This is a genomic window from Streptomyces ambofaciens ATCC 23877 (assembly GCF_001267885.1).
Classification (GTDB): Bacteria; Actinomycetota; Actinomycetes; order Streptomycetales; family Streptomycetaceae; genus Streptomyces; species Streptomyces ambofaciens.
The window spans coordinates 7,467,254-7,480,355 of sequence record NZ_CP012382.1 but is presented as its reverse complement, the minus strand read 5'-3'; the positions used below and the strand labels follow the sequence as shown (position 1 = coordinate 7,480,355).

17 protein-coding genes are annotated in these 13,102 nt (G+C 72.4%); 10 read left to right on the top strand and 7 right to left on the bottom strand.

The genetic code is table 11. The annotated features are described in order from the left end of the window. Positions 1 to 6: 6 nt before the first annotated feature. A complete protein-coding gene (locus SAM23877_RS32945; protein ID WP_235614649.1) occupies positions 7 to 618 on the bottom strand; it encodes a TetR/AcrR family transcriptional regulator in 612 nt (203 codons plus the stop codon). A gap of 317 nt (positions 619 to 935) precedes the next feature. On the opposite strand from SAM23877_RS32945, the gene SAM23877_RS32940 reads away from it, so the two are divergent. The 3 genes from SAM23877_RS32940 to SAM23877_RS32930 all read left to right on the top strand — a co-directional run bounded on the left by SAM23877_RS32940 (position 936) and on the right by SAM23877_RS32930 (position 2,772). Further along, positions 936 to 1,151, top strand: coding sequence for a hypothetical protein (locus SAM23877_RS32940; RefSeq protein ID WP_053141176.1), 216 nt, complete (start codon positions 936 to 938; stop codon positions 1,149 to 1,151). 124 nt (positions 1,152 to 1,275) lie between these two features. Continuing rightward, a complete protein-coding gene (locus tag SAM23877_RS32935) occupies positions 1,276 to 1,881 on the top strand; it encodes a flavodoxin family protein (protein ID WP_053141174.1) in 606 nt (201 codons plus the stop codon). A 327-nt stretch (positions 1,882 to 2,208) separates the two neighbouring features. Beyond that, positions 2,209 to 2,772 (top strand): Dps family protein, encoded by a 564-nt coding sequence (locus SAM23877_RS32930; protein ID WP_053141172.1) that lies wholly within the window; start codon positions 2,209 to 2,211, stop codon positions 2,770 to 2,772. Positions 2,773 to 2,877: 105 nt separating this feature from the next. Here SAM23877_RS32930 and SAM23877_RS40390 read toward each other — a convergent pair whose 3' ends face one another. Next, positions 2,878 to 3,045 (bottom strand): hypothetical protein, encoded by a 168-nt coding sequence (locus SAM23877_RS40390; protein WP_167355249.1) that lies wholly within the window; start codon positions 3,043 to 3,045, stop codon positions 2,878 to 2,880. A 34-nt stretch (positions 3,046 to 3,079) separates the two neighbouring features. Next, entirely contained in the window at positions 3,080 to 3,436 is a 357-nt protein-coding gene (locus SAM23877_RS32925; RefSeq protein WP_053141170.1) for a PRC-barrel domain-containing protein, read from the bottom strand. 173 nt (positions 3,437 to 3,609) lie between these two features. Here SAM23877_RS32925 and SAM23877_RS32920 point away from each other — a divergent pair, with 173 nt between their 5' ends. From SAM23877_RS32920 to SAM23877_RS32910, 3 genes are all read left to right on the top strand, one after another. Next, on the top strand, positions 3,610 to 3,957 hold the full coding sequence (locus tag SAM23877_RS32920) for an STAS domain-containing protein (protein WP_053141168.1): 348 nt from the start codon (positions 3,610 to 3,612) through the stop codon (positions 3,955 to 3,957). Further along, positions 3,954 to 4,883, top strand: a complete 930-nt coding sequence (locus SAM23877_RS32915; protein WP_053141166.1) for an anti-sigma factor RsbA family regulatory protein — start codon at positions 3,954 to 3,956, stop codon at positions 4,881 to 4,883. Before SAM23877_RS32920 ends, SAM23877_RS32915 begins: the two co-directional genes overlap by 4 nt. A 133-nt stretch (positions 4,884 to 5,016) precedes the next feature. Then, complete coding sequence (locus SAM23877_RS32910) at positions 5,017 to 5,862, top strand: RNA polymerase sigma factor SigF (protein WP_053141164.1); 846 nt, start codon at positions 5,017 to 5,019, stop codon at positions 5,860 to 5,862. A gap of 7 nt (positions 5,863 to 5,869) precedes the next feature. Here the strand turns inward: SAM23877_RS32910 and ku are convergent, their stop codons facing one another. Beyond that, complete coding sequence (gene ku / locus SAM23877_RS32905; RefSeq protein WP_053141159.1) at positions 5,870 to 7,021, bottom strand: non-homologous end joining protein Ku; 1,152 nt, start codon at positions 7,019 to 7,021, stop codon at positions 5,870 to 5,872. A gap of 261 nt (positions 7,022 to 7,282) precedes the next feature. On the opposite strand from ku, the gene SAM23877_RS32900 reads away from it, so the two are divergent. Continuing rightward, positions 7,283 to 8,404: a lipid II:glycine glycyltransferase FemX gene (locus tag SAM23877_RS32900; protein WP_053141157.1), complete on the top strand. Its 1,122-nt coding sequence runs from the start codon at positions 7,283 to 7,285 to the stop codon at positions 8,402 to 8,404. 18 nt (positions 8,405 to 8,422) lie between these two features. On the opposite strand, the gene SAM23877_RS32895 is transcribed toward SAM23877_RS32900, so the two are convergent. Next, positions 8,423 to 9,163 (bottom strand): class I SAM-dependent DNA methyltransferase, encoded by a 741-nt coding sequence (locus SAM23877_RS32895; protein WP_053141155.1) that lies wholly within the window; start codon positions 9,161 to 9,163, stop codon positions 8,423 to 8,425. A 157-nt stretch (positions 9,164 to 9,320) separates the two neighbouring features. On the opposite strand from SAM23877_RS32895, the gene SAM23877_RS32890 reads away from it, so the two are divergent. After that, positions 9,321 to 10,019, top strand: coding sequence for a type 1 glutamine amidotransferase (locus tag SAM23877_RS32890; protein ID WP_053141153.1), 699 nt, complete (start codon positions 9,321 to 9,323; stop codon positions 10,017 to 10,019). A 37-nt stretch (positions 10,020 to 10,056) separates the two neighbouring features. Here the strand turns inward: SAM23877_RS32890 and SAM23877_RS32885 are convergent, their stop codons facing one another. Together SAM23877_RS32885 and SAM23877_RS32880 are read right to left on the bottom strand one after the other, a co-directional pair. Next, the gene (locus SAM23877_RS32885; protein WP_053141151.1) at positions 10,057 to 11,232 is read right to left on the bottom strand and encodes a GDSL-type esterase/lipase family protein; all 1,176 of its coding nucleotides are present in this window, start codon (positions 11,230 to 11,232) and stop codon (positions 10,057 to 10,059) included. A 61-nt stretch (positions 11,233 to 11,293) separates the two neighbouring features. Continuing rightward, a complete protein-coding gene (locus tag SAM23877_RS32880; protein ID WP_053141149.1) occupies positions 11,294 to 11,863 on the bottom strand; it encodes a TetR/AcrR family transcriptional regulator in 570 nt (189 codons plus the stop codon). Positions 11,864 to 11,937: 74 nt separating this feature from the next. Between SAM23877_RS32880 and SAM23877_RS32875 the strand changes: the two genes are divergently transcribed. Together SAM23877_RS32875 and SAM23877_RS32870 are read left to right on the top strand one after the other, a co-directional pair. Then, complete coding sequence (locus SAM23877_RS32875; protein ID WP_053141147.1) at positions 11,938 to 12,429, top strand: FBP domain-containing protein; 492 nt, start codon at positions 11,938 to 11,940, stop codon at positions 12,427 to 12,429. A 99-nt stretch (positions 12,430 to 12,528) separates the two neighbouring features. Beyond that, entirely contained in the window at positions 12,529 to 13,101 is a 573-nt protein-coding gene (locus SAM23877_RS32870) for a DUF488 domain-containing protein (protein WP_053141144.1), read from the top strand. The last annotated feature ends 1 nt before the right edge of the window (position 13,102 follow it).

The following is a 13,102-nucleotide window of genomic DNA, read 5'->3' as shown; positions in this document are numbered from 1 at the left end:
CGTGGGCTACGCCCCGGGCCGGGGTCCTGCCTCCGGGCGGTCCCGCAGGGCGTGCAGGAGCAGGTCGTGGATCTCCGCGGCGGCGGCCTCGAGCGGAGCGGTGCTCTGCTCGGCCCGGCACATGATGACCGCGCCTTCGACCGCGGCGATGACGAAGGCGGCGAGCCGGCGGCCGCGTTCCTCGGCCAGGCCGTGCCGCAGGAAGAGGGCCGCGAGAGCTTCCTGCCAGCGGGCGAAGACGGCGGCGGCGGAGCGGGCGAGCTGGGGCGCGTCGTCGTTGGTCTCGACGGCCACCGCCACGATCGGGCAGCCGGCCCGAAAGCCGCTCTCGACCAGCCGGTCGCGCCACAGGACGAAGAACGCGTCGACGGCCTCCACCGGATCGTCCGCCTGCACGGCGGCATCGATCAGGCCCGCGATGAAGTCCCCCGCCAGCGCCACCGCCTCGTCGATGAGCTGCGCCCGCCCGCCCGGGAAGTGGTGGTACACCGAGCCCCGAGGGGCTCCGCTGTGGGCGAGGACCCGGTCGATGCTGGTCGCGCTCGCCCCGTACTCGCGCAGCAGAGCGGCGGCGCTGAGGATCATCCGGTCACGGCTCTCACTCCTGCGCGGACTCACCCGCCCCTCCCCTCTCCCCGTGTCCGGGGCACCCCCGACGTTGCTACCCGCCAGTAACTTATGGGATATGGCATAGGACATGCAAGAGGCCGCGGTTCGATCCCTCCCGGCTCCTCGGTTCCCGGTGCTCCCCGTCCGGCCGAAGCACCGGAGGCGGACGCGGGAGCACCGGCGCACGGCGGCGGCCCGCCGTGCCTCGACGCCCGGCGGAGGCACGCGTCCCCGGCCGCGCCGCCGGGTATCTCCCAGGCACGCCCTCACGACCGCCGGTGCGGACACGGGCGCGGCCACCCCGTCTCCCACGGAAGGCGCACGGAATGACCGACTCTCACAGCCTGGAGCCCGTCGCGACGTTCTGCGGCAACTGCGACTGCGGCTGCCCCCAGTTGTTCGTCGACCCCTCCGCTCCGACGGAGCGGCGGATCGTCCTGACCGACGACTTCGGGCAGCGCGTACAGATGAGCGCCGACCAGTTCTCGTCGCTGGTCGACGAGGCGAAGCAGGGCAGACTCGACGGCATCGCCCTGCCCTGAACGGACACCGTCGGGCCGTCGCCCGTCCACCCGTCCCGGCCGCGCCGTCCGTCGCGCGTCCGGGCGGGTGAACGGTCACGCGATCGGACGATCGAGAGCCCCGCCGCGGGGAAGAGGGGGAGGCATGCGCGCACTCGTCATCAACTGCACCCTCAAACCCTCCCCGCAGCCGTCGAACACCGAGGCCCTCGCCTCCACGGTCATCGCGGCGCTGAAAGGCCACGGCGTGGAGGTGGACGTCGTCCGGGCCGTCGACCTGAACCTGAAACCCGGGGTCGAGACCGACATGGGCGACGGCGACGACTGGCCGGGCGTGCACGAGAAGCTGCTGGCGTCGCAGATCCTGATCATCGCTTCGCCCACCTGGCTCGGTCGCCCGTCCTCCGTCGCCCAGCGCGTCCTGGAACGCATGGACGCCATGCTCAGCGAGACCGACGACGAGGAGCGCCCCGTCGCCTACAACCGCGTCGCCGGGGTCCTGGTCACCGGGAACGAGGACGGCGCCCACCACGTGATCAGTGAGATCAGCGGCGGACTCACGGACATCGGTTACACCATCCCCGGCCAGGCCTGGACCTACTGGCACCTCGGCCCCGGACCCGGCCCCGACTACCTCGACGACGACCGCGGCCACGACTGGTCGACCTCGACCGGCCGGGCCATGGCGTCCAACCTCGTGCACGCGGCGCGCGCGCTCAGCGCGATGCCGCTGCCGGCTCCGCCGTCCTGACGTCCTCCCCTGCTCCCGGGTGGCGCACCTGGGGTGAGGGCACGGCCGCCTCCGCGGCCGGCACGGTCAGGGCCGCACTTCCCGCGAAGAGCAGGTGCGGCACCGCCCGGCACGCCGGCACCGGGGAGCCGTCACGACCAGGCACTCCGGAGCGCCGCGGACAGGCGGGGCGAGGAGGGCGGTGGCGTGCGGACGATTGGCCCACCTCGTCGGGGAGACCCGTTTCACCGGGAGGGAACAACGACCGTGCATGTCTGCCGTCGCGGATGCGGGGCAGTCGTTCACGTGCGACAACGTACGAAAACGGATGAGGAGCTGAGGTCCGACATGACGCATGATCTGACCCCGAAGTACACGGTCCCCGGTATCGAGCGCGAGGCCGCCGGACGACTGATCGGCGTGCTGCGGCTGCGTCTGCACGCCCTCAACGACCTGCACCTGACCCTCAAGCACGTGCACTGGAACGTCGTGGGACCGCACTTCATCGCCGTGCACGAGATGATCGATCCGCAGGTCGACCAGGTGCGCGAGATGGCCGACGACGTCGCCGAGCGCATCGCCGCCCTCGGCGGGGTGGCGCAGGGGACGCCCGGGGCCCTGGTCTCCGAGCGCAAGTGGGACGACTACTCCATCGGACGTGCCGACGCCATCGCCCATCTCGGCGCGCTGGACGTCGTCTACACCGGTGTCCTCGAGGGCATGCGCGCGGCGGTCGAGGAGGCAGGCAAGATCGACCCCGCCACGGAGGATCTCCTGATCGGTCAGCTCAGGGACCTGGAGCAGTTCCAGTGGTTCGTCCGGGCCCACCTGGAGAGCTCCGGTGGCACCCTGGCGACGGGCAGCGCGACGTCCGAGGCGGAGGCCGCGAAGCGCGGCGCGGAACTCGCCTAGGGGCCGTCCCGAGCACCGGCACGGGCGTCGGGCCCCCGCCGGTGCTCGGCCCCCCGGCCCCCGGCCCCCGGCCCCCGGGCCCGGGGCCCGCGCGGCCGGAGCGCCTCAGCGCGCGGGACGCCCCCGGCGCCGTCCGATGAGCACCCCGACCAGGATCAGGTCGAGGACCAGGAGCACGGCACCGACCACGAACAGGTAGAACAGTCCTTCGGCGGCCACCCCGATCACACCCAGGACCAGCGCCACCAGCAGCAGCAGGAGGAAGAGGCTCACGGTCGTCTCCCCTCGGAGAGTGTCGTAGGAGGGTTCAGCGACGGCCCAGCCGGCGTTCGCCGCGGGTGCCCTGCTCGTACGGCAGGCCGTAGTGGGCGAAGACCGCACCCTCGTCCTCGGCCGCGAGCTCACCGTCCGGATCGATGCCGGGTGCGTCCTTGACCAGGCCCTTGTCGTAGGTCACCTTCAGATAGCCCGGTCCGACGACGGCCTTGTCGACCGGGACGAACACCAGACGCCGACGGGTCGGCAGACCGATCGTGACCGCGACGAACGCGGGCAGGTCGGTGGCGGTGTCGACGTAGACGGATTCCAGGGTCCCGATTTTGCGGCCACCGCTGTCGACGACATCATGACCCCGCCAGTCCCGAATGTTCTCAGCTTCAAACATGCCCGGTCTTCCCTTCCTAGGACGCGCTCACTGTCTTGTTCCCCGCATCGCCCCCACGTCGCACGCAGTGTTCCCACTCGGGCGTACGACACCCGGTCGCGGTAGGCTGCCTGGCCGGAAGAGATACCCGGGAGACGCACGGCAACCCGGCGGGATTCCGAAGGAGATCGAGTGTGGATGCCGCAGGCGACGGCTCGCCGCAGGTGCGGAGCGGCCCGGTGCTGGACGTGGGCCCCCTGCCCGGCCGGCCGGGTATCCGGGCCAGTGGAGAGATCAGCGTGACCACGCGCCAGTCGTGGGAGAACGCTCTCACCGAGATGTCCCGACGGCACGCCGAGGTGTCCTACGTCGAACTGTCCGGCGTGCGCTTCGTCGACGTCGCCGGCGTGACGGCACTCGCCGTCACCGCCATGAACCTGCCCGGCGGGCGGGTGGTGGTGGAGCAGCCCCCGCCGCAGTTGCCCCGGGTGCTGGAACTGTTCTGGCCGTCCCTGAACCGGATCGAGGTGGCCCCGCGATGAGCACGGTGACCACCGAGGAGTCCTTCTCGCATCCGGCGCTGTTCTACCGCTCGGCAGGCGAGTACACCGACCGGACCGTGACGTTCGTGCGGGAGGGACTGGCCGCCGGCGAACCGGTCGCGGTGGCCGTACCCGCCCCCAACCTGGAGCTGATCCGCGGGGGGCTGGGACCGGACGCGCGCGGCGTCACCTTCCTGGACATGACCGAGGCCGGCCGCAACCCGGGGCGGATCATCCCCGGCGTCCTCCGGGCCTTCGCGGACACGCACGCCCGGGAACGGGTGCGCATCATCGGCGAGCCGATCTGGGCCGGGCGCAGCGCGGCGGAGTACCCGGCGTGCGCCCAGCACGAGGCGCTGATCAACGCGGCCTTCACGGGCCGTGCCGCCACGATCCTGTGCCCGTACGACGAGACCCGGCTGGCCCCGGACGTCCTGGCCGACGCCCTGGTCACCCACCCGACGGTCATCACCGCGGGACGTGCGCGGGTCAGCGAGACCTACGACTGGCCCGCGGTCGTCGCCCGCTACAACGAGCCGCTGGAGACCACCGCCGGCGCCGGCGTCATCTCCTTCGGCGCCGGGGAGCTGCCCGAGGCACGCCGCTTCGCCGTGGACCGGGCATCCGCCCTGGGCCTCAGCGGGCGTCGGCTCCAGGACGCCGAGCTGGCGGTCTCGGAGCTGACCACCAACAGCGTCATCCACGGTGGTGGCAGCGGCACGCTGGCGATCTGGGCCGAGGCGGGACAGGTGGTGTGCGAGGTCCGGGACAAGGGCCGGCTCACGGACCCGCTCGCCGGCCGCCGGCCCGCCGAGCGGGGACAGATCGGAGGGCGCGGACTGCTGCTCGTCCACTACGTCGCGGATCTGGTGCGGGTGCACACGACGGACGACGGCACCCTCGTCCGCTTCTACCTCGACCTGTGACGGTGTGCGGATGCCCGCCCCGGCGAGACAGACCGAGAAAAGCATGCATGAGGGTCTTGAGCCGGGGTAAGCGCAGTCTCGTCGGCCGATGAGGCCGACCGTGACGGGGGCCGATCGACTGGGAGGGAACATCATGGCGACGATGACCGCACGGATCACCGAGCACACCACCACGGGCATGCCGGAGGTGGCGGACCCGTCCAAGGTGGCGCCCAAGGACGCGCGGGAGTTGTCGAAGCTCTTCTTCCAGCAGCTGTCGGTCCTCGAAGAGGGCACACCCGAATACCAGTACGCGCGCAACACGCTGATCGAGATGAACATGTCCCTGGTCCGCTTCGCGGCCGGCCGCTTCCGCAGCCGCGGACCGGAGGAGATGGAGGACATCGTCCAGGTCGGCATGATCGGCCTGATCAAGGCCATCGACCGGTTCGAGCTGACCCGCGAGGTCGAGTTCACCTCCTTCGCCGTGCCCTACATCGTCGGCGAGATCAAGCGGTTCTTCCGTGACACCTCCTGGGCCGTCCACGTGCCCCGGCGCCTCCAGGAGGCCCGCGTCCAGCTGGCCCGGGCCACCGAGGAGCTGCGCAGCCGGCTGGGCCGCAACCCCACCACCAAGGAACTGTCCGAGCTGATGAGCCTGCCGGAGGACGAGGTCGTCGAGGCCCGCCTGGCCGCCAACGGCTACAACTCCGCCTCCCTGGACGCGGCCATCAGCGGCAGCGAGGACGGCGAGTCCGCCCTGGCCGACTTCATCGGCGCCGACGACGCCACCCTCGCCCTGGTGGACGACTTCCACGCGCTCGCCCCGATGATCGCCGAGCTCGACGAGCGCGACCGTCAGATCATCCACTGGCGGTTCGTGGAGGAGCTCACCCAGAAGGACATCGGCGAGCGCCTCGGCGTCTCCCAGATGCACGTCTCCCGGCTCATCTCGCGCCTGCTGGCCCGCCTGCGCGAAGGCATGCTCACCGACCACTGAGCGCCGCTCAGGCGGCGGCTGTCCTCCCGCGGCGGTCGCCGGTACCGCTGAGGGCCTCGATGAGCTGGTCACGGCTCATCCTCGACCGCCCGGCGATCCCCTGGTCGCCGGCCCTCCGGTAGAGCTCCGCCTTGCTCATCTCCCGCAGGTCGCTCCGCTTCTCCTTCGGAGTCGTCCTGCGGGAGGGGGCTCCGGCCTTCTTCCTCTTCGCGGACTCCTTCTCCTTGCCCTTGGTGGCCCGTTTCTTCTCCGCGGACCCCTGCGTCCTTCCAGCGGACGCCCGCTTCCCCGGCCTCCGCTTCTCCTCCGCGGACGACCGCTTCCTCGCCGCGGACGACCGGTCGCCCTTCCGCCCCTCGTCGGGCGGCTGCCCGCCCTCGCCGCCGGCCTGCTCCAGACTGCCCCGCAGGGCCTCCATCAGGTCGACGACGTTCGTCGCCCCGGGTGCTTCCTCCGCGACGGCGATCTCCGTGCCCTCGGCCTTCGCCCGCACCAGCTCGCGGACCCGCTCCTGGTACGTGTCGCGGTAGCGGGCGGGGTCCCAGGGACCGCTCAGGGCCTCGACCAGGCGCAGCGCCATGTCCAGCTCCTTGCCCCGCCCCGCCCGGTCCGACGGCAGCTCGGGAAGTTCCTCGCCCGGGTCCCGGACCTCGTCGGCCCAGTGCAGGGTCTGGAGCACCAGGACCTCGTCCTCGGCACGGAGGGCGGTCAGGTACTGCCGGTTGCGCATGACGAAGGTGGCGACACCGGCCTTGCCGGTCTCCGCGAGGGCGGTACGGAGCAGCTCGTAGACCTTGAGGTACTCCTCGCCGCGCGGGGCGACGTAGTAGGTGCGGTCGAAGTAGACCGGTGCGATCCGGTCCAGGTCGACGAAGTCGGTGATCTCCAGGGTGCGGGAGCGGCCGGGCGCGATCTCGTCCAGCTCCTCGGGCTGTACGACGACGTACTCGCCCTCGCCCACCTCGTAACCCTTGACGATGTCACCGGCGTCGACCTCCTCGCCGGTGCGCTCGTTGACCCGCCTGTTGCGGACGCGGTCCGAGGTGCCGCGCTGCAACTGGTGGAAGTGGACCGTGTGGTCCTGCGTCGCCGTGAACACACCGACGGGCACCGACACCAGCCCGAAGGTGATCACGCCGGTCCAGATCGCCCGTGCCATGGCCGTCCGCTCCGTCCGCTTTCACCGTCCGCTCCACCGCCCAGCCCCGCCACGCTGCCACGGCGGTCCGCACCCCGCGCGCCGGACGGAGCACACGGGTCACGTGCGGGCACTTCGCGCGCGGAGGACGCTGCCGCACGAATAGCCGGTAGCCCGCGCGGATCGGCCGCCTTCGGTATTCCCTGTGACGTGGGGACGGCGATCGCGCCGGCGCCTCGGTCCGTCCCCTCCGCCGACCGTCCGACCGAAGGGGCACCACCCATGACCTGTCACCTGAAGGTGATCACCCGCGAGGAACACCTGCGCTTCGTCGCCGCCCGGCCTTCCGTGAGCCATCTGCAGATCCCCGCATGGGGAGACGTGAAGCCGGACTGGCGGGCGGAGAGCCTCGGCTGGTTCGACGAGGGCGGCGACCTGGTGGGGGCCGGACTGGTGCTGCTGCGACCGCTGCCGGGAGTCAGGCGGTATCTGGCGTATCTGCCCGAGGGCCCGGTCGTCGACTGGGCCGCGACGGATCTGGAGCGGTGGCTGGAGCCGATGCTCGCCTACCTGAAGGGACGGGGCGCCTTCTCGGTGCGGATGGGGCCGCCGGTGGTGGCGCGGCGCTGGAGCGCCGAGGCGGTCAAGGCGGCGATCGCCGACCGGGCGGGCCGGCGACTGGGGGACGTGGAGGCCACCGTGCGGGAGCCCGGGGCCGACGGCGTCGCCCAGCAGCTGCTCCGGATGGGCTGGCGGCGGACCGAGCCGGGGGGCGAGGACGGGTTCGCGGCGGGCCAGCCGCGTTACGTGTGCCAGGTGCCCCTCACGGGACGCTCGCTGGACCAGATCCAGAACGGTTTCAACCAGCAGTGGCGGCGCAACATCAAGAAGGCCGACAAGGCGGGTGTCAAGGTGGTCCGTGGCGACCAGGAGGACCTGCCGGCCTTCTACGAACTCTATGCGGAGACAGCCGAACGGGACCGGTTCGCGCCCCGCCCCCTCACGTACTTCCAGCGCATGTGGACCGCGCTGACGGCCGAGGACCCGGACCGCATGCGCCTGTACCTCGCCCACCACGACGGGGACGTGCTGGCCGCGGCCACGATGCTGACCGTCGGCGAGCACGTCTGGTACTCCTACGGAGCGTCCACCGCCCGCCGCCGCGAGGTGCAGCCGAACAACGCCCTCCAGTGGCGGATGATGTGCGACGCCCATGAACTCGGCGCGGCCGTCTACGACTTCCGCGGTATCACCGACACGCTGGACGAGGACAACCACCTGCTCGGGCTGCTCCGGTTCAAGACCGGCGCCGGCGGTGAGGCCGTGGAGTACCTGGGCGAGTGGGAGTATCCCCTCAACAGGGTGCTGCACAGGGCCCTGGGCCTCTACATGGCGCGCCGCTGACGACGCCGCGCCGCCCGGTCAGTCGGCGGGCTTCTCCCACACCGAGACGTGGCGGCGGCTCTCGTGGGTGAACGGCTCCCCGTTCCACCCCTCCCACCGGTCGCGGAGCCTCATCCCGGCGATCCGGGCCATCAGGTCGAGCTCGGCGGGCCAGACGTACCGGAACGGGATCGACGAGTGCTCGGCACGCCCGTCCCGGACGGTGACGTAGTGCGAACTCATCGCCTGGGTGGCGGTGTCGTAGGTGTCGAACGCCCACTCGGCCGGGCCGATACCGAACGGCACGGCGGTCTGCCCCGGGGGCAGCAGGCGCAGTTCCGGCACGCCCACCTCGACGACGAAGCAGCCGCCGGGCTCCAGGTGGCCGGCGGCGTTGCGGAAGCAGTCGACCTGGGCGTCCTGGGTCGTCAGGTTGTTGATGGTGTTGAAGACCAGATAGGCCACCGCGAACGACCCGGGCGCCCGGGTCGTCGCGAAGTCCCCGATGGTCACCCCGACGGTGTCGCCGCCCGGCTTGGCGCTCAGCCGCGCGGTCATCGCCCGGGACATGTCGATGCCGTGCACCGGGACCCCGCGGCCCGCCAGGGGCAGCGCGATCCGGCCGATGCCCACGCCGAACTCCAGTGCCCGCCCACCGCCCGCCAGCCGGGCCAGGAGGTCGACCGCGGGATCCACCGCGTCGGGGGTGAACATGCCGGCCGACGACTCGTCGTACCGAGCGGCGACGCTTTCTCCGAAGTAGCCGTCCTCATCAGACATGCGGGGACAGTACTCCCGGCGAGAAGGCCGGCGCCTGCCGTTTTACGCCGCGCACGAGGATCGCCCGGAGCAGTCGTGCGCCGAGCCGGGGATTGCGCACCCCCGCTTCGTGGGCAGTGCTGGAGTGGTCCCGGAGGTGCGGAGCAGGGGGTGGGCGGTGGCACGGCTGCTGGTGGTGCAGAACGGCAGCGGCGGCGGGCCGGGCCGGTTCGGTGACTGGCTCGCCGCGGGCGGGGTGTCGCTGGACGTGGTGCACGCCTACGCCGGTGCGCCGCTCCCCGGTCGCCTGGAACACGACGGCGTCATGGTTCTCGGCGGCGGTTACCTTCCCGACGACGACCTCCGCGCGCCCTGGCTCGCGCCGACCCGCGCCCTGGTCACCGAGGCGCTGGAACGGCGTGCCCCCGTGTTCGGGATCTGCCTCGGCGGTCAGCTCCTCGCCCAGGTGGCGGGAGGCACCGTCCGCGGCGCACACGGCGAACCGGAGTTCGGCAGCACTCCGCTCGGTCTGCGGCCCGAGGCCGGGGGCGATCCGCTCTTCCGGGACCTGCCGGAGGGGGTGACGGCGGTCGAGCACCATGTGGACGCCGTCACGGCCCTCCCACCGGACGCCGCCTGGCTGATGGAGAGCGAGCGGTGCCCGTACCAGGCGTTCCGGGTCGGCGACCGGGCGTGGGGCGTGCAGTTCCACCCCGAGGCGGGCGCGGACCGGGTGCGGTCGTGGCGCCCGGAGCGGATACGGGCCCTCGGCCTGGATCATGCGGAGCTGGTTCGGCGGGCGGAACGCGACGAGGCCGCGGCCGAGCCGGTCTGGCGCGAGGTCGCCCGGCGCTTCGCCTCGGTGGTCGTGAGCTGAGGAGGAGGCGGGCGCCTCGGGTGGCGCCGCCTCGGTCTCAGCCCGCGAAAGCGCCGTGGCCGGTGAAGGCCAGCTCGGCGAAGCGTTCCCCGATGCGGCGGTGGGTGGCCGCGTCCGGGTGGAGGTCGTCCGGCAGGGGCAGCTCGGCGGCGTCGGCCTCGCCGTAGAGCGCACGGCCGTCGAGGTGGTACAGGTTCGGGTCGTCGGCGGTGCGCTGCGCGACGATGCGGGCCAGCTCGTCCCGGATGACGTTCAGGGTCAGTCTCCCGCTCGCTCGTTCCGCCGGGTCGCCCATGGCCACGAAGCGGAGCCGCCCCTCCCCGAGGCCGGTGAAGTCGGGGGCGAGGGGCCCGGGGGTGTCCTCGTGGACGGGGCACAGGAGGGGCGAGACGACCAGCAGCGGGGCGGTGGGGTGGCCCTCGCGGACGGTGTCGAGGAAACCGTGCACCGCCGGGGCGAAGGCCCGCAGGCGCATGGCGTCGTGGTTGACCACGTTGATGCCGATCTTGACGCTGATCAGGTCGGCGGGGGTGTCCCGCATGGCCCGCGCCGTGAACGGGTCCAGCAGGGCGCTGCCGGCCAGCCCGAGGTTGACGAGTTCGACACCGCCGAGGGACGCGGCCAGAGCGGGCCAGGTGGTGGTGGGGCTCGCGGCGTCGGAACCCTGACTGATCGAGCTGCCGTGGTGCAGCCAGACCCTGCGTCCGGGGTCCGGGGCCGGATCGACGGGAGCGTCGGTGCGCAGGGCGACGAGTTCGGTGGTCTCGTTGTGCGGCAGCCAGATCTCGATGGTCTTGCTGCCTTCGGGCAGGCCGGTGAAGCGCAGGGTGCCCACCGGTCCGGGCTCGAACGCCGTCGTGCCGGTGGTCATGTCGAGGGTCACGGTGTTGCCGCCGTCGACGCTCCCCCGGCCCGCCGGGCGGCCGTCGACGAGCAGGTCGTAGACGCCGTCCGGACGCGGCGGGGCTCCGGCGTAGACCCGCTTGGTGGGCAGCGTGTCCAGTTCGAGCGCGGTGGCCCGGGTGCGCAGGGCCAGTCGGACGCCGGACGGCTGGGACTCGGCCATGGCCAGCTGTCCGTCGGTGTTCTGCGCGCGGGCCCGGGCGGGCAGCCGGTGCGGCAGCAGGCCGTGCTCGGTGCGTTCCGCGTCGAGGGCGCCGCGCAGGAGGTCCCACGTGATCGGCGTGGTGATCCAGTCGTTGTCGGTGCTCATGCCGCCTCCGGCCGATGGTGGTGGTGCAGGTGCGCACAGCGCGGGCTCCGGCCCGCCCGGCTCAGGGCTCGGGCCAATGGCGCAGCAGGGCGTCGAGGGCGTCCACGACGCGGGTCCAGGTCTCCTGGCTGTCGGGGGCGCTGTGACTGAAGCCTCCGGCCAGTTCGAGGCTGACGTAGCCGTGGAAGACGCTGCCCAGCAGCCGGACCGCGTGGGTCTCGTCGGGTTCGGTCAGGTCGTAGCCCCGCAGGATCGCCCGGGTCATCTGGGCGTGGCGGACGCCCGCGCCGGCCGCCGCCGTCTCCGGGTCGAGCCGCATCCGGGCCGCGGCATAGCGGCCCGGATGCTCGCGTGCGTAGTCGCGGTAGACGTCCGCGAAGGCGGAGAGGGCGTCCTTGCCGGCCCGTCCCGCCAGTGCAGCGGCTGCCCGGTCGGCGAGCTCGGCGAGGGCGAGCAGGGCGATCCGGGTCCTGAGGTCCTGGGAGTTGCGCACGTGCGAGTACAGACTCGCGACCTTGACGTCGAAGCGTCGGGCCAGCGCGGAGACCGTCACCTGGTCGAATCCCACCTCGTCGGCCAGTTCCGCACCCGCCCGGACCAGTCGCTCCGTGGTCAGCCCCACACGTGCCACCGTTGCCATCCTCCCGTTTGCCTCCACCTATTATGCAATTGCCTAAACCCTTTAGGCAACCTAGCCTGCGTCGTGTGAAACCTCTGACCGACAAAGAGATCCGTACCGCCTTCGTGAACTGCTCCAAGGGCGCGGCCAAGCGGCTGACCGTGCCGCACGACCTGGCCGACCGCCCCTGGGACGACCTGGACTACTTCGGCTGGCGAGACCCCCAGGCACCGGACCGCGCCTACCTCGTCACCGTGCTGGGCGGCCGCACGACGGCACTCGCCCTGCGCACCACCGGCGTCGCCTCCCGGCAGGCGCGCCGGAGCATGTGCTCGATCTGCCTGACCACGCACTCCGGGGGCGTCAGCCTGATGGTCGCGCCGAAGGCGGGCCGGGCCGGGCAGCAGGGCGACTCCGTGGGCGTCTACCTGTGCGACGACCTGGCCTGCTCGCTGTACGTGCGGGGCAAGCGGGAGGCGGGGGCCGGGGCGCGCCTGCACGAGACGATCACGCTGGAGGAGAAGATCGGGCGCACCGTGGCGAACCTCGCGGCCTTCGTCGAGAGGGTGATCGCGTGACGGGGCCCGGCGGGCGCGGGGCAGGCACCTCGCGCAGAGTGACCCCCACGACGTGAGCAACGCAGGCATGAGCGCGGGCGGCGCGGGGACTCCGACCACATGTCCCAGCCCCGTCTGGTCACGTTCGGACACGGCACCGCGGGTCGCACGGCCCTGGCGGAACTGCTGCGCGGCGCCGGCGTGACCGCCGTGGTCGACGTCAGGACCGCGCCGGGCAGCCGGCGCGACCCCGACCTGCTGCGCGAGCGGCTGGCGCGGTGGCTGCCGGAGGAGGGCCTCGCCTATCGGTGGGAGCAGCGGCTGGGCGGTTTCCGCAGGCCCGCCCCGGACTCGCCCGACGTCGTCTGGCGCAACGCCTCGTTCCGGGGCTACGCCGGGCACACCCGTTCGCCGGAGTTCGTCGCCGCCATGGACGCGTTGATGGCACAGGTGTCACGGGAGCGCACCGCGGTGATGTGCGGCGAAGCGGTGTGGTGGCGGTGCCATCGGCGCCTGATCGCGGACTTCGCCGTGCTCGCCCGGGACCGTCCCGTGGACCATCTCCTGCACGACGGCCGCCTCACGGTCCACTCCCCCACCCCGGGGGCACGTCTGCGGGCGGACGGGCTGCTGGTCTACGACGACGAGGAGACGGCGGCGACGGTCGCGGCGTCGCGGCCGGGGCGGTCCTAGA

Coding starts and splice junctions, on each gene's coding strand:
- SAM23877_RS32940 (WP_053141176.1), top strand. CDS start 936: ATGACCGACTCTCACAGCCTGGAGCCCGTCGCGACGTTCTGCGGCAAC.
- SAM23877_RS32935 (WP_053141174.1), top strand. CDS start 1,276: ATGCGCGCACTCGTCATCAACTGCACCCTCAAACCCTCCCCGCAGCCG.
- SAM23877_RS32930 (WP_053141172.1), top strand. CDS start 2,209: ATGACGCATGATCTGACCCCGAAGTACACGGTCCCCGGTATCGAGCGC.
- SAM23877_RS32925 (WP_053141170.1), bottom strand. CDS start 3,436: ATGTTTGAAGCTGAGAACATTCGGGACTGGCGGGGTCATGATGTCGTC.
- SAM23877_RS32915 (WP_053141166.1), top strand. CDS start 3,954: ATGAGCACGGTGACCACCGAGGAGTCCTTCTCGCATCCGGCGCTGTTC.
- SAM23877_RS32910 (WP_053141164.1), top strand. CDS start 5,017: ATGGCGACGATGACCGCACGGATCACCGAGCACACCACCACGGGCATG.
- ku (WP_053141159.1), bottom strand. CDS start 7,021: ATGGCACGGGCGATCTGGACCGGCGTGATCACCTTCGGGCTGGTGTCG.
- SAM23877_RS32900 (WP_053141157.1), top strand. CDS start 7,283: ATGACCTGTCACCTGAAGGTGATCACCCGCGAGGAACACCTGCGCTTC.
- SAM23877_RS32895 (WP_053141155.1), bottom strand. CDS start 9,163: ATGTCTGATGAGGACGGCTACTTCGGAGAAAGCGTCGCCGCTCGGTAC.
- SAM23877_RS32885 (WP_053141151.1), bottom strand. CDS start 11,232: ATGAGCACCGACAACGACTGGATCACCACGCCGATCACGTGGGACCTC.
- SAM23877_RS32870 (WP_053141144.1), top strand. CDS start 12,529: ATGTCCCAGCCCCGTCTGGTCACGTTCGGACACGGCACCGCGGGTCGC.